Here is a 13,101-nt window from a genome sequence, read left to right as displayed (position 1 = left end):
TGGGAATTGCTCTGAATCCATGCTTCGCATTGTTGCGGAAGTCATCGGGAGATGTACCATCGAATCGGCTGGTACATCTCCCGTTTTTGCGGTTTGGGTGGATTGCCGATGCCCCACGCAGATCGCCCAATTTCTTGTGGCTTTTTTCTGAAAAATGTGGTATACTGGGCGTTGAGGTGAGCCAAAATGCACGACGACCACACCACCGAGGCCATGGAACAGGCCCGTATCGACTATGAGCGGAAGCAGTTCCAGGACCCGGAGAAATACACCCCCAGACCCCGCTGGCAGATCGTCTTTGCCTGGGCGCTCATCGCCATTGTCATTCTGGGTATCATCAATCTCTGCTATTTGCAGATGACGCTGTCATGAAAATTTTAGGCATTGATCCGGGCTTTGCCACCATAGGCTTTGGACTGGTGGAATTTACGCGGGGCGTGCCCCGTATGCTCCGCTATGGAGCCATCACCACGCCGCCGGAGCTGGAGTTTTCCGCCCGTCTCGTCATGATCTACAACGACATGACGGAGCTGCTCCAGACCTTACAGCCCGACGCGGTTTCCGTGGAAGAGCTGTTCTGGGGCCACAACGTCACCACCGGCATTGGGGTCTCCCATGGCCGGGGCGTGATTCTGCTGGCCATCGCCCAGGCGGGACTGCCCCTTTATGAGTATACGCCCATGCAGGTGAAGCAGGCTGTGGTGGGCTACGGCAAGGCCGAAAAACGGCAGGTCATGGACATGACCCGCCGCCTGCTGAAACTGGAACGTCTCCCGCGCCCCGACGACGCCGCCGACGCCCTGGCGTTGGCCCTCTGTCACGGCCGCAGCGCCACATCGCTGCTGGCCCGCGCCGGCGGGGGAGCCGTCGGAAGGTGAGACTATGCTTTTTTACTATCTCCGCGGTACGGTTACCGCATTGGAGGCGGGCCTGGCCGTTGTGGACTGCGGCGGCGTGGGCTACGCCTGTTATACGACCTCCTACACCCAGTCCCAGCTGAAAGTGGGGCAGGAACAAAAGCTCTTTACCCACTGTGCCATCCGGGAGGATGCCGTGGACATTTTCGGCTTTGCCACCAAAGAGGAACGGACCTGCTTTGAACGGCTCATCGGCGTGTCCGGCGTGGGTCCGAAAGCGGCCCTGGCCATTCTGTCCACCACCACCCCCGACCGGTTTACCCTGGCCGTGGTGACGGGGGACGAAAAGGCGCTGACCGCCGCCCCCGGCGTGGGCAAAAAGCTGGCCCAGCGCATCATCCTGGAGCTGAAAGACAAAATCGCCGGGGAGCAGGCTCATTTTGACGCCTCTGCCGGTCCCGCCGCCGCAGTCCTTCCCGCAGGGGGCGGCGGCAAGCTGGCCGAAGCCACGGCGGCCCTGACGGTTCTGGGCTACAGCCAATCGGAAATCGGTCTGGCCCTCCGGGGCGTGGACGTGGAAGCCCTCAGCGTGGAGGACATCGTCCGTACCTGTCTCCGGGCCATGGTCCGGCAGTAAGGAGGTGGGCCTTTGAGTATTGATTTTTCCGAGGAGTTCGAGGCCCCACTGGTGACCGCATCCATGACGCCCCAGGACGAGGGAGAATTTTCCCTGCGTCCCCGGACGCTGATGGACTACACGGGCCAGGAAAAGGCCAAGGGCAATCTTTCGGTCTATATCGAGGCGGCCCGCCGCCGCGCGGAACCTCTGGACCACGTTTTGCTGTACGGTCCGCCGGGACTGGGCAAAACCACGTTGGCCGGCGTCATCGCCAATGAAATGGGCGTCAATATGCGCGTGACCTCCGGCCCGGCCATTGAAAAGGCCGGCGACCTGGCGGCGCTGCTGACCAATTTGCAGCCCGGCGACGTGCTGTTCATCGATGAGATCCACCGGCTGAACCGGGCTGTGGAGGAAATCCTCTACCCGGCCATGGAGGACTTTGTCATCGATATTATGATCGGCAAAGGCCCGTCGGCCAATTCCATCCGTCTCGATCTGCCCCGGTTTACCCTGGTGGGGGCCACGACCCGGGCCGGACAACTTTCCTCGCCCCTTCGGGACCGCTTCGGCGTCCAGCTTCGCCTGGAGCTCTATACCCAGGAGGAACTGAGCCGCATCGTCACCCGCAGCGCCACGCTGCTGCAAATGGAAATCGACCCCCAAGGCGCGGCGGAAATCGCGTCCCGTTCCCGTGGTACGCCCCGCATCGCCAACCGCATTCTGCGCCGCGTCCGGGATTTCGCCCAGCTCTATTACGACGGCGTTATCACCAAGGAGGCCGCCGACCATGCGCTGACCCAGCTGGAAATTGACCATCTGGGGTTGGACGCCATCGACCGGCGGATGCTGACGGCCATCATCACCAATTACGGCGGCGGCCCCGTGGGTCTGGAAACCCTGGCGGCCACCATTGGCGAGGAAGCCGTCACCCTGGAGGACGTGTACGAGCCGTACCTTATGCAGATCGGCTTTCTGACGCGCACCCCCCGGGGCCGGTGTGTCACGCAGCTGGCCTACGACCACCTACATCTGGAGCGGGAAGGCCAACAGCAGTTCAGCATCTGAGCACCCTTGCGGATGCGGAAGGGGAATTTCGCGCCGTGCGCGGCGCGACCAAAGGCGCTGCCTTTGGAAACCGCGAGCTTTTGAAAAAGCTCGACCAAAACTTTTCGCGCTTTGTGCCGTAGATGTGGGGGACTGCTGTTCACCACCGCAACAATGCGAAGCATGGATTGAGAACCTTACCGCACCAATTTAGAACCACCGCACCAGACCACTATAAAAAAACTCAAAATCCCAACATTTAAAAGTTTTACTCAATTTTTTTCAAAAAATTGTGGGGTCCAGGGGCAAAGCCCCGGTCGCCCGTCGCAACGGGCGAAACCCCCCATAACGCAGTATCGAAAACAGGAGGTATAGGACTATGGGTACTTTATTTGGAACAGACGGCATTCGCGGCATTGCCAACGATACATTGGACAACGTGCTGGCCTACCGGGTGGGTCAGGCCACGGCGTATCAGCTGTGGCAGCAGAAGGGCAGCCAGCCGGTGGTGGCCATCGGTAAAGATACGCGCATTTCCTCGGATATGCTGGAAGCGGCGCTGAGTGCGGGCCTGTGTGCCGGCGGCGCCACGGTGGTGCAGCTGGGCGTGGTACCCACGCCGGCGGTGGCCTACCTGACGGTGAAGCACCATGCCGATACGGGTGTGGTGATCTCCGCGTCCCATAACCCCTTTGAGTACAACGGCATCAAGATGTTCTCCGGTCAGGGCTTCAAGCTCAATGACGAGCTGGAGGACGCCATTGAGCGGATGGTTCTGGCCCGGGGTCCGATTCCGGTGCGCATGGGCGCGGACATCGGCCAGATTTTCAACGGCCACCACACGCTGGAGGAGTACACGGCCCATCTGGTGCGCACGGTCACGGAGGAAATCCACGATCTGCGCATTGTCATCGACTGTGCCAACGGCGCGGCGTCCAAGACGGCCCGGCGGATTTTCAACCGGTTTGATTGCAGCGTGACCTACATTCATGACCGGCCCAACGGCACCAACATCAACACCAACTGCGGCTCCACCCATCTGGAGGATTTGGCCAAGCGGGTGGTGGAAGGCGCCTACGATGTGGGCATCGCCTTTGACGGCGACGCGGACCGCTGCCTGGTGGTGGATGAAAGAGGCCGCACCGTGGACGGCGACCAGATCATGGCCATCTGCGCCGCCCGGCTGAAGGAGCAGGGCAAGCTGCAAAACAACGGCTTTGTGGCCACCATCATGTCCAACCTGGGTCTTCACAAGTTCGCCAAGGCGCACGACATGAACCTGCTGTGCAGCGGCGTGGGCGACCGCCATGTGCTGGAGCTGATGCGGGAGAAAGGGCTGATTCTCGGCGGCGAGCAGTCGGGCCATATCATCTTCCTCAACCATATGACCACCGGCGACGGCCAGCTGGCGGCCTTGCAGTTCCTGCAAATCCTCAGCGCTTCCGGCATGACCGTCAGCCAGCTGGCGGCCACGGTGCCCCAGTATCCCCAGCACCTGGTCAATGTGACGGCCCCCTTTGAAAAGGCCGAAAAGCTGGCCCTGCTGGAGAGCGACGGTGTGAAAGCCGCCATCGCGGAGGCCGAGGCCATGCTGGGCGAGGAGGGCCGTGTTCTGGTCCGTCCTTCCGGCACCGAGGCGCTCATCCGCGTCATGGCCGAAGCCGGTACCCAGGAACTGGCGGAGAAAGCCGTAGCCCTGGTGGCTGCCAGTGTCGAAAACGCACAAAAGACAAATTGAACAGCAAAATATTTTTATTGCTATTGACAAATTGTGCTCAACTGCATATAATAACCCCATAAAGGAAGTCACCCATGAAGCAAAGCGATATCACAGCATTGTCCGATGAGCAGCTGTGCGGCGCCTGTTCCGACCGGGACGGCGCCATGGAAGAGCTGCTGCGCCGCCATGAAAAACTGGTGCGCCGCTGTGCCCGGTCCTACTTTCTGGCCGGCGCCGACGGCGACGACCTGATTCAGGAAGGTATGATTGGTTTGCTCCATGCGGTTACGCACTTTGATCCAAAGCGCGAGGCGTCGTTCCGTACCTTTGCCACCGCCTGTATCCGGCACCGGCTCATTTCCGCCGTGCGGTCGGCGGGTTCGGCCAAGCATCTGCCGTTGAACGACGCGCTGCCGCTGCATACCTTCTCTTTGGATGCTCCGCCTGATGAAGGAAACCCACCGCCCACGTTGCAAAGCCCCGAGGAACTGTTGATCGGCCGGGAAGAATTCGCAGAATTTCAGCGTCGCCTGTCCGGCGTCCTGACTCCTTTGGAGCAGCGGACGCTGGAGCTTTACCTGGAAGGATTATCCTATCTCGAGATCGCGCAGTTTCTTCATAAATCCACCAAGAGTGTGGACAACGCCGTACAGCGCATCCGTCACAAGATCGCACGGCTCCAACCCCCGGCGTCAACGGCAAAGCCGTTCGCAAATATCATCTGACCCTGGTTTTGACGACCAACAAGCATTTTTTGTGGGCATCTTCGCAGGGCAAATCACTAAGAAGCAAAAGAGAGGTAACATCCAATGTACGAAGACAAGACTTTAGTTTGCCAGGAGTGTGGCTCCGAGTTCGTGTTCACCGCCGGTGAGCAGGAGTTCTACGCTGAGAGAGGCTTCCAGAACGAGCCCCGCCGCTGCAAGTCCTGCCGCGATGCTCGCAAGAACGCTGCCCGTGGTCCCAAGGAGTTCTTCACCGCTACCTGCGCTGCCTGCGGCGGTGAGGCAAAGGTGCCTTTTGAGCCCAAGTCCGACAGACCCGTGTATTGCAGCGACTGCTTCGCTCGCATGAAGGGCTAAGGGTCCCATCCCGACCAACCAGGGAGCCGCTGCCAAAAGCAGCGGCTCTTTTTCTCCCCCTGGAGGGGAACGCTATCGTATGGAGGTGTGTGTATGCTCAACGTCTACGGGGCGCCGTCCACGCGGCAGGGAGGCCATGAAATGGCCTACGACCTGCTGACCCGGGCCTATGAACAGGTGGCCGGTTCGCCGTTGCCGCCCATTGACCGAACCGAGACGGGAAAGCCCTATTTTGTCCGCAATGCCCTGGAATTCTCCCTGACACATACAAAGACCATGGCTTTTTGCGCTCTGTCGAGCCACGTGGTGGGCATCGACGCCGAAACGGTGCGGCCGGTGCTGCCGCGGGTCCTGGAGCGGACCATGAACCCGGCGGAACTGGCATGGATTGACGAACAGCCGGACCGGGATCGAGCGTTTTTGCAGCTGTGGACGGCGAAAGAAGCCTGGGTAAAGCTGACGGGAGCGGGGCTTCAGGGTTGTCCCAAAAACGTTGTGCTGCAATTCCGGGAGGGGCGGATCGGAGTGGAAAATACCCACGTCCATTTTTATACCCGAGAGATCGACGGTGTCTTAGTGACGGTGTGCGCACCGTTGTCGGAGACAGTGGCGTGGCAGATGGTCCAACCCGATGGCATCCATAGAATTTAAAAAAACGTCCGCGGCGGTTTTGAAGAACCACCGTGGACGTTTTTACTTTCGAGTTCTTCCCATGGCAGGTGAGCGGAGGACCGGTGTACCAAGCGAATATATACCAGCGGTGGGACATATGACTCCCACCCTACAGATATACGAACCATCTGCTGGCGGGGCTGTGGGGCTTTTGGCCCTCTCACCGCAACAATGCGAAGCATGGATTGAGAGCGTTTCCGCACCAATTCAGACCCACCGCACCAAACCACTATAAAAAAACTCAAAATCCCAACATTTAAAAGTTTTATTCGATTTTTTTCAAAAAATCGCGGGGTCCAGGGGCAGAGCCCCGGTCGCGCCGCGCACGGCGCGAAATACCTATCCGCCGCAGCGGGTAAAATACCTGTCCGCCGCAGCGGGTAAAACACCTGTCCGCCGCAGCGGGCGAAATACCCGCCCGTCGCAACGGGCGAAACACCCGCCCGCCGCAGCGGGCGAAATCCCATTACTGATGCACCAGCTCGTGGATGGCCCGCAGGTCTCCGGCCAGCTTGTCGAAGACTTCGGGGCGCAGGGACTGGGGACCGTCGCAGAGGGCGTGTTCCGGGTCATTGTGGACCTCAATGATGAGACCGTCGGCGCCGGCGGCCAGGGCCGCTTTGGCCAGAGGGGGCACCAGCTTGTATTTGCCGGCGGCGTGGCTGGGGTCCACGAGAACCGGCAGATGGGACAGCTGCTTGAGAACGGGAATGGCGGTTACGTCCATGGTGTTGCGGGTGTAGGTCTCGAAGGTCCGGATGCCGCGCTCGCAGAGGATGACGTTCTCATTGCCGCCGGCCATGATGTATTCGGCGCTCATGAGCAGTTCTTCGTAGGTGGCGGACAGGCCGCGCTTGAGGAGAATGGGCTTGCGCAGTTCGCCCAGCACCTTGAGCAGCTCGAAGTTCTGCATGTTGCGGGCGCCCACCTGAATCACATCCACATCGTCGAAGCAGTCCAGCTGGGAGGCGTCCATGATCTCGGTGACAATGGGCAGGCCGGTGACCTTCTTGGCGATGGACAGGAGCCGGATGCCTTCGTTGCGCAGGCCCTGGAAGGAGTAGGGGGAGGTGCGGGGCTTGAATGCGCCGCCGCGGAGCATGGTTGCGCCGCTGGCCTTGACCTGCTGGGCAATGGTGCAGATCTGCTCCTCTGACTCCACGGAGCAGGGACCGGCAATGAGGGTCAGAGAGCCGCCGCCGACGGTGGTGGCGCCCACCTGTACCACGGTATCATCGGGATGGAACTTCCGGTTGGCGTTCTTGTAGGGTTCCTGAACGCGCTTGACATCATCGACAATGTCCAGAGAGGCGATGAGATTGATGTCCAGATGGGACGTGTCGCCCACCAGGCCCCAGATGGTCTGGTTGACGCCGACGGTGGGATGGATGGTAATGTGGCGTTCTTCCAGCCAGGAGCGCAGGCGATCCAGCTGCTGTTGGTCGGGGTTTTTCTTGAGAATGACGATCATAATGTTTCCCTCCGTTAGTTGATGGTACAAAAAAAGGACCCGCAGCGGTTGCGCTGCAGGTCCGTTACGTGCCTACCGATAGAAGCATTCCATCAGCTTGCGACCTGTTTTTGGCAACCACAAAAAGCCTTACCCCAAAAAAAGTAGGTAAAGCTGAAGCTATAAAAGCCGTATGCAGTTGCGGTCAGAGAACGCAGCATGTGAAAAAACTCCTGTCTTGCTTTAGATGGGTAAATCATAGCACGATTATCCCGGGAAATCCAGTGGTGAATAGTGACAAATCCACAGCGGAGAATGGAGGATGTTCTTGGTGATTTTTCGGACGGCAGAAAAACGGAAGGATTTTTTTAAAATGATGGTTGACATTGCGGACCCTCTGTGATATCATATTTGAGCAGTCGAGAGACGGCGAAACAAATGAAAGATGCGCGAGTGGTGGAATTGGCAGACTCGCTAGATTCAGGTTCTAGTGTGCATTACGCACGTGCGGGTTCAAGTCCCGCCTCGCGCACCATCGTCGGAGCAAAGTTCGCTTTGCTCCGATTTTTTATTTTTATACGCTTGACTTTGTCAAGTGTATGGAGTATTCTTGACAAAGTCAAGTAAAGGAGACGAACCATCATGCAGCAAACGCTGGCGTATTATGCCACTGTATTTCACCGCAGCTTTGCGGCCTATACCTCGGCCCGGCTGCAAGCGCTGGGGCTGAATTTCGGCGCGTTGTTTCTGATTTTGTATATCGGCAAACATCCCCGCTGCACCCAGGCGGAGTTGACCAGCGCCCTGAACCTGGACTGGGGCCACTCCCAGCGCAGCATTACCCGCCTGGAGCAGGAGGGATTTCTGCGGCGGGAGAAGGCGGGGCGGGCCTACCGGCTGGAGCTGAGCCTACGGGGACAGGAGGCATTTGCGGTGAGTCATCAGGTGTTTCACGACTGGGACGCCGAAGTGCTGTCCGCCCTCAGCGAGGCGGAGCAGGCGCAGCTGCTGGCGCTCCTGGCAAAAGCAACACGGAAAGAAGTGGATACTCCATGTACGAAACCATCAACAGCCCTTTGAACTACGGCGGCCTGACGCTGAAAAATCGAATCATCTTTGCGCCCACCACCCTGGGACTGCCCTGGGAGGAACAGGTGGAGCGGCTGCGGCGGATTGCCGCCGGGGGCTGCGCGATGATCATTGTGGGCGACGTGCCGGTGCTGCCCCACGGCTTTGGGCCGTCTCTGTACACCAAAAAGGGCTTTGCCCAATATCGAGCCCTGGCGGAAGCGGTGCATGGGGAAGGATGCAAACTCTGTGCCCAGCTCCACCAGTCGGACGCCGATTTGAAAGCCATGCTGAAATATATTCCCGGCGTGATGACAAAACGCATTTCCAAGGAGGAGCTGCGGCCCCTGCTGAACCAGCAGGTGAGCCCGTACATCACGGGTCTTCCCGCTGAAAAGGTGAAAAAAATCACGGAATCGTTTGGAACGGCGGCAGAGCTGGCGGTCCAGGCGGGCTTTGATATGGTCCAGGTCCACGGGGACCGGATGTGCGGCAGTTTTGCCTCGTCCCTGATGAACCACCGGACGGACGAGTATGGCGGGAGCCTGGAAAATCGGGCGCGGTTTGCCGTGGAGGCCGTGTCGGCAGTCCGCCGCAGCCTGCCGGAGCTGCCCATTGATTTCAAATTGGTGGTGCGGCAGGAGGAACCCCACTACGGCAACGCCGGTGTGTTGGAATCGGAGCTGCCGGAGTTTGTGCCGTTGCTGGAGCGGGCGGGGGTAACCAGTTTCCATGTGACGCTGGCCAACCACGGCGAGCTGACCGACACCATCCCCCCGGCCAATCACCCGGCTTTCGGAATGGAAGGGTGTTTTCTGCGGTTCTGCGACGCGGTGAAACAGGTGACCCATTTGCCGGTCTGCGGCGTGGGCGGATTGACCAACCCGGATTTTGTGGAGGAACAGCTGCGCACCGGGCGCATGGACTGCGCCGCCATGAGCCGCCAGCTGATTGCCGACCCGGACTGGCCGGCCAAGACGCGGGACGGCCGTGCCGATGCCATTCACCGGTGTGTCCGGTGCAACCGGGCGTGTCTCGGCGGCATGATGGCCCATCAGGGCGTCCACTGTATCTACGAGGGAAAGACGAATGACTAAATTTGACGGACATTTGTCTTGACAGAGATGTGCTTCGCTACTATAATAAAGAACAACTACGCACGGGGCGTCATATCACAGAGATTCGAGGTTGTTTTTTATGTATCGTATCAAAACGCTCAACAAAATCTCGGCGGCGGGGCTCAATCTGCTGGATCAGACCCGGTTCCAGGTGGGCGGGGACGTGGAAAATGAGGATGGCATTCTGGTCCGCTCGGCGGCCATGCACGACTATCCGTTCCCCGACGCCCTGCGGGCCATTGCCCGGGCCGGCGCCGGTACCAACAACATCCCCATCGACCGCTGCTCGGAAAACGGCATTGTGGTGTTCAACACCCCCGGCGCCAATGCCAACGCCGTCAAGGAGCTGGTCATCGCGGCGCTGCTGCTGGCGTCCCGGGACATTGTGGGCGGCTGCAACTGGGTTCGGGAGCAGGTGGCCGACGACAGTGTGAAGGTGGAGGACGTGGTGGAGAAGGGCAAGGCGGCCTTTGCCGGTCCCGAGCTGTACCACAAGACCCTGGGCGTCATCGGTTTGGGTGCCATTGGCGCGCTGGTGTGCAACGTGGCCCTGGAGCTGGGCATGGATGTCTATGGCTACGATCCGTTCCTGTCGGTCAACGCGGCCCTGCGGCTGGACCGCCACGTGCATGTGGTCCAGAACGTGGAGGAGCTGTACCGGGTATCCGATTACATCACCATTCATGTGCCCTACACCAACGATACGAAAGATTTTATCAACAGCGATACCATTGCCAAGATGAAAGGCCATGTCCGCATTCTGAATCTGGCCCGGGGCGGTCTGGTCAACGACGACGACATGCTGGAGGCGCTGGAATCGGGCCGGGTGGCCCGGTATGTCACAGATTTTCCCGATGAGAAAATCTGCCGGGGGAAGAACGTCATTGCCATGCCCCATCTGGGGGCGTCCACGCCGGAGAGCGAGGAAAACTGCGCCCGCATGGCCGCCGATCAGCTGAAGGAATATCTGGTCAACGGCAATATCCGCAACTCCGTCAATCTGCCCAACGTGGTGCAGGAGTGGAGCGGCATCTGCCGTCTGTGCCTGATCCACAAGAATGTCCCGGCCATGCTGACCCAGATCACCACGATTCTGTCCGATGAAGGGGTCAACGTGGAAAACCTCACCAACAAGTCCAAGAAGGAGTTCGCCTACACGCTGGTGGACGTCAACAGCCGCATCAAGGACGACGTGGCCGACAAGCTGCGGGCCATTCCCGGTATGATCCGGGTCCGGGTGCTGAACCACTGATTTTTGACAAAAAATCGGAAAAGGGATTGACAAGATGGAATCTATATGGTAAAATGCTTCCTGTGCTCAGCGAGCATGTGACATAGATGCGCGAGTGGTGGAATTGGCAGACTCGCTAGATTCAGGTTCTAGTGTGCATTACGCATGTGCGGGTTCAAGTCCCGCCTCGCGCACCATCTTTGTCAAACTTCATATCGTACGCGCGAGTGGTGGAATTGGCAGACTCGCTAGATTCAGGTTCTAGTGTGCATTACGCACGTGCGGGTTCAAGTCCCGCCTCGCGCACCAAAAACGGAGCAAAGTTCGCTTTGCTCCGTTTTTTTATGTTCAAAAGGGGACTTGTCAGCCTGACCGTGACAGCAGAAGAACAAAAGAAGAACGTCCCATCCACCGTCCGTTTCACAGGCGGCGAATGGGACTGAAAGATTACTCCGGGTCCTCCCACTGGGGGAAGCCCTCGTCGAAGGGGTCCCGTTCCAGATAGGATTCCACCGAATTCAACATCTGCTCCATCCGGCGGGAAGCCTTGGCCACCCGGAGGGATTCCTGGGAGGAAAGCTCCCGCTGATACCAGGACAGGGCCTGATCCAGGGCGGCGCGGGTCTCGCCAAGAGACGAGGCGTACAGCCGTTCGGCCCGGGCCAGCAGGGCGCGGGGCACCTCCTGTTCCCGGGGGTGCAGCTTCAACGCCGACAGGGCTTGCAGCCGTTTTTCCACCTCTGCCGGGGTCATCTCCTGATTTTGCAGCAGAATGGCCGATTCCTCCTTGATGGCCGTGCGGCACTCCACCTCCAGAAGACCGTTGATGTCGTAGCTGAACCGGATGCGGACCTGCTGCGTCCCGGCCGGGCCAGGAGGCACCGGGACCGACAGCTTCCCCAGCAGGGTATTGTCGCTGCAATAGGGCTGCTCGCCCTGATAAACCTCAACATCCACCCGGCGCTGCCGGTCGCGGACGGTCCAGAAGACATTTTCCTTGCTGGAGGGCAGGACGCTGTTCCGCTCGATGATGGGGCACATACGGTGGCGGCGGGGCTGCTCGGGGTTGAACACCGCCACGCCCAGGGTGAAGGGGCAGACATCCGTCAGCACCAGTTCCCGGATGTCGGCGCACCGGGCTTTCATACCGGCACAGATACCGGCGCCCAGGGCAATGGCCGTGTCGGGGCGGCTGTTCTGGGACGGCTCCATGCCCAAAGTTTTCGAGATGTACTGCCGGACCGAGGGCATATGGCTGGAGCCGCCCACCAGCACCAGTTCGTCCAGCTCCTGGGGCGACAGGTTCGCATCCCGCAGGACCTGCTGAATGGGGGCTGTCAATCGTTTGAACAACCGGCTGCACTTGCGGATGAGCCATTCATTGGTGATGGTCAGGGAGACGTGGACATCGTCGAAGGAGACGACCATCATGGCCATGGGCTGGGTGGTCAGGGCGATTTTGCACGTCTCCGCCTGCCGGATCAGCAGTTCCTGCCGTCCCGTGGAAAGATGGTCGAAGTCTATGCCGGTCTCCTCACAGAACGCCTGGGCCATGGCCAGATCGAAGTCGGAGCCGCCCAACCGGTTGTCGCCGCTGACGGCGGTGACGCTGACCACGTTTTCAAACCGTTCCACCAGGGACACGTCCAGGGTGCCGCCGCCCAGGTCGAAGACGAGACAGACCCGGTCCTCGCCGCCCTCCTGGATGTGGGCCGACAGGGCGGCGGCGGAGGGTTCGTTGACCAGCCGTTCCACCACCAGACCGGCCAGGGTCCCGGCCCGCTTGGTGGCGGCCCGCTGGGCCTCGGTGAAATAGGCGGGTACACTGATGACGGCTTCGGTGACCGGTTCGCCCAGAAAACACTCCGCGTCCTCCCGCAGCCGCCGCAGCACCAGGGCCGACAGCTCTTCGGGATGGAACTGCTTTTTGCCCAGGGTGAAGACCTGCCGGGTCCCCATGTGGCGCTTGAAGCGGGAGATGGTCCGGTCGGGATGGGAGATCAGCCGCTCCTTGGCGGCCTGTCCCACCAGAATGGAGCCGTCGTCCTCTACGCTGACCACGCTGGGCGTCAGATAGGCGCCGGAAGCGTTGGGGATCAGCTGACAACGGCCGTCCTTCCAGACGGCAGCCAGACTGTTGGTGGTCCCCAGATCGATGCCGATGATTGCCATAACCATACCCCATTTCCAATGTATCTTGCTATATCTTAACAGGGGGGATGGGCTGCCGTCAAGGG

13 protein-coding genes and 3 tRNA genes are annotated in these 13,101 nt (G+C 59.9%); 14 read left to right on the top strand and 2 right to left on the bottom strand.

Annotation, left to right across the window (positions count from 1 at the left end):
* The first annotated feature begins 186 nt into the window (after window positions 1-186).
* The 8 genes from ACTQ33_RS00585 to ACTQ33_RS00550 all read left to right on the top strand — a co-directional run bounded on the left by ACTQ33_RS00585 (window position 187) and on the right by ACTQ33_RS00550 (window position 5,976).
* Window positions 187-372 (top strand): hypothetical protein, encoded by a 186-nt coding sequence (locus ACTQ33_RS00585; RefSeq protein ID WP_441461190.1) that lies wholly within the window; start codon window positions 187-189, stop codon window positions 370-372.
* Window positions 369-878 carry a crossover junction endodeoxyribonuclease RuvC gene (gene ruvC / locus ACTQ33_RS00580; protein ID WP_441461188.1) on the top strand — a complete coding sequence of 170 codons (510 nt, stop codon included), beginning with the start codon at window positions 369-371 and terminating at the stop codon, window positions 876-878. The genes ACTQ33_RS00585 and ruvC overlap by 4 nt, the downstream gene beginning before the upstream one ends.
* Window positions 879-882: 4 nt before the next feature.
* Window positions 883-1,494 carry a Holliday junction branch migration protein RuvA gene (gene ruvA / locus ACTQ33_RS00575; protein WP_441461186.1) on the top strand — a complete coding sequence of 204 codons (612 nt, stop codon included), beginning with the start codon at window positions 883-885 and terminating at the stop codon, window positions 1,492-1,494.
* Between the two features lie 12 nt (window positions 1,495-1,506).
* Window positions 1,507-2,544, top strand: a complete 1,038-nt coding sequence (gene ruvB, locus ACTQ33_RS00570) for a Holliday junction branch migration DNA helicase RuvB (RefSeq protein WP_441461184.1) — start codon at window positions 1,507-1,509, stop codon at window positions 2,542-2,544.
* Between the two features lie 358 nt (window positions 2,545-2,902).
* A complete protein-coding gene (gene glmM, locus ACTQ33_RS00565; protein ID WP_441461183.1) occupies window positions 2,903-4,261 on the top strand; it encodes a phosphoglucosamine mutase in 1,359 nt (452 codons plus the stop codon).
* A gap of 74 nt (window positions 4,262-4,335) precedes the next feature.
* Window positions 4,336-4,968, top strand: a complete 633-nt coding sequence (locus ACTQ33_RS00560) for a sigma-70 family RNA polymerase sigma factor (RefSeq protein WP_441461182.1) — start codon at window positions 4,336-4,338, stop codon at window positions 4,966-4,968.
* An 84-nt stretch (window positions 4,969-5,052) separates the two neighbouring features.
* Window positions 5,053-5,325, top strand: a complete 273-nt coding sequence (locus ACTQ33_RS00555) for a zinc-ribbon domain containing protein (protein ID WP_441461181.1) — start codon at window positions 5,053-5,055, stop codon at window positions 5,323-5,325.
* A 93-nt stretch (window positions 5,326-5,418) separates the two neighbouring features.
* Entirely contained in the window at window positions 5,419-5,976 is a 558-nt protein-coding gene (locus ACTQ33_RS00550; RefSeq protein WP_441461180.1) for a 4'-phosphopantetheinyl transferase family protein, read from the top strand.
* 487 nt (window positions 5,977-6,463) lie between these two features.
* Here the strand turns inward: ACTQ33_RS00550 and aroF are convergent, their stop codons facing one another.
* Window positions 6,464-7,468 (bottom strand): 3-deoxy-7-phosphoheptulonate synthase, encoded by a 1,005-nt coding sequence (gene aroF / locus ACTQ33_RS00545; RefSeq protein ID WP_441461178.1) that lies wholly within the window; start codon window positions 7,466-7,468, stop codon window positions 6,464-6,466.
* Between the two features lie 426 nt (window positions 7,469-7,894).
* Between aroF and ACTQ33_RS00540 the strand changes: the two genes are divergently transcribed.
* The 6 genes from ACTQ33_RS00540 to ACTQ33_RS00515 all read left to right on the top strand — a co-directional run bounded on the left by ACTQ33_RS00540 (window position 7,895) and on the right by ACTQ33_RS00515 (window position 11,173).
* A tRNA-Leu gene (locus ACTQ33_RS00540) sits at window positions 7,895-7,982 on the top strand.
* Between the two features lie 107 nt (window positions 7,983-8,089).
* Entirely contained in the window at window positions 8,090-8,527 is a 438-nt protein-coding gene (gene bilQ, locus ACTQ33_RS00535) for a bilirubin utilization transcriptional regulator BilQ (RefSeq protein WP_441461176.1), read from the top strand.
* Complete coding sequence (gene bilR, locus ACTQ33_RS00530; RefSeq protein ID WP_441461174.1) at window positions 8,500-9,612, top strand: bilirubin reductase; 1,113 nt, start codon at window positions 8,500-8,502, stop codon at window positions 9,610-9,612. Before bilQ ends, bilR begins: the two co-directional genes overlap by 28 nt.
* A gap of 100 nt (window positions 9,613-9,712) precedes the next feature.
* A complete protein-coding gene (locus ACTQ33_RS00525) occupies window positions 9,713-10,885 on the top strand; it encodes a phosphoglycerate dehydrogenase (RefSeq protein WP_441461172.1) in 1,173 nt (390 codons plus the stop codon).
* A gap of 88 nt (window positions 10,886-10,973) precedes the next feature.
* Window positions 10,974-11,061 (top strand) — tRNA-Leu (locus ACTQ33_RS00520).
* Window positions 11,062-11,085: 24 nt separating this feature from the next.
* Window positions 11,086-11,173: transfer RNA gene (locus ACTQ33_RS00515), tRNA-Leu, on the top strand.
* 138 nt (window positions 11,174-11,311) lie between these two features.
* Here the strand turns inward: ACTQ33_RS00515 and ACTQ33_RS00510 are convergent.
* Window positions 11,312-13,036: an Hsp70 family protein gene (locus ACTQ33_RS00510; protein ID WP_441461170.1), complete on the bottom strand. Its 1,725-nt coding sequence runs from the start codon at window positions 13,034-13,036 to the stop codon at window positions 11,312-11,314.
* Window positions 13,037-13,101 lie beyond the last annotated feature (65 nt).

Source organism: Candidatus Avoscillospira sp. LCP25S3_F1 (assembly GCF_052117125.1).
In the GTDB taxonomy this organism is placed as follows: Bacteria; Bacillota; Clostridia; order Oscillospirales; family Oscillospiraceae; genus Avoscillospira_A.
Note: the sequence above shows the minus strand (reverse complement) of the source record. Positions and strands in the feature narration are given on the sequence as shown.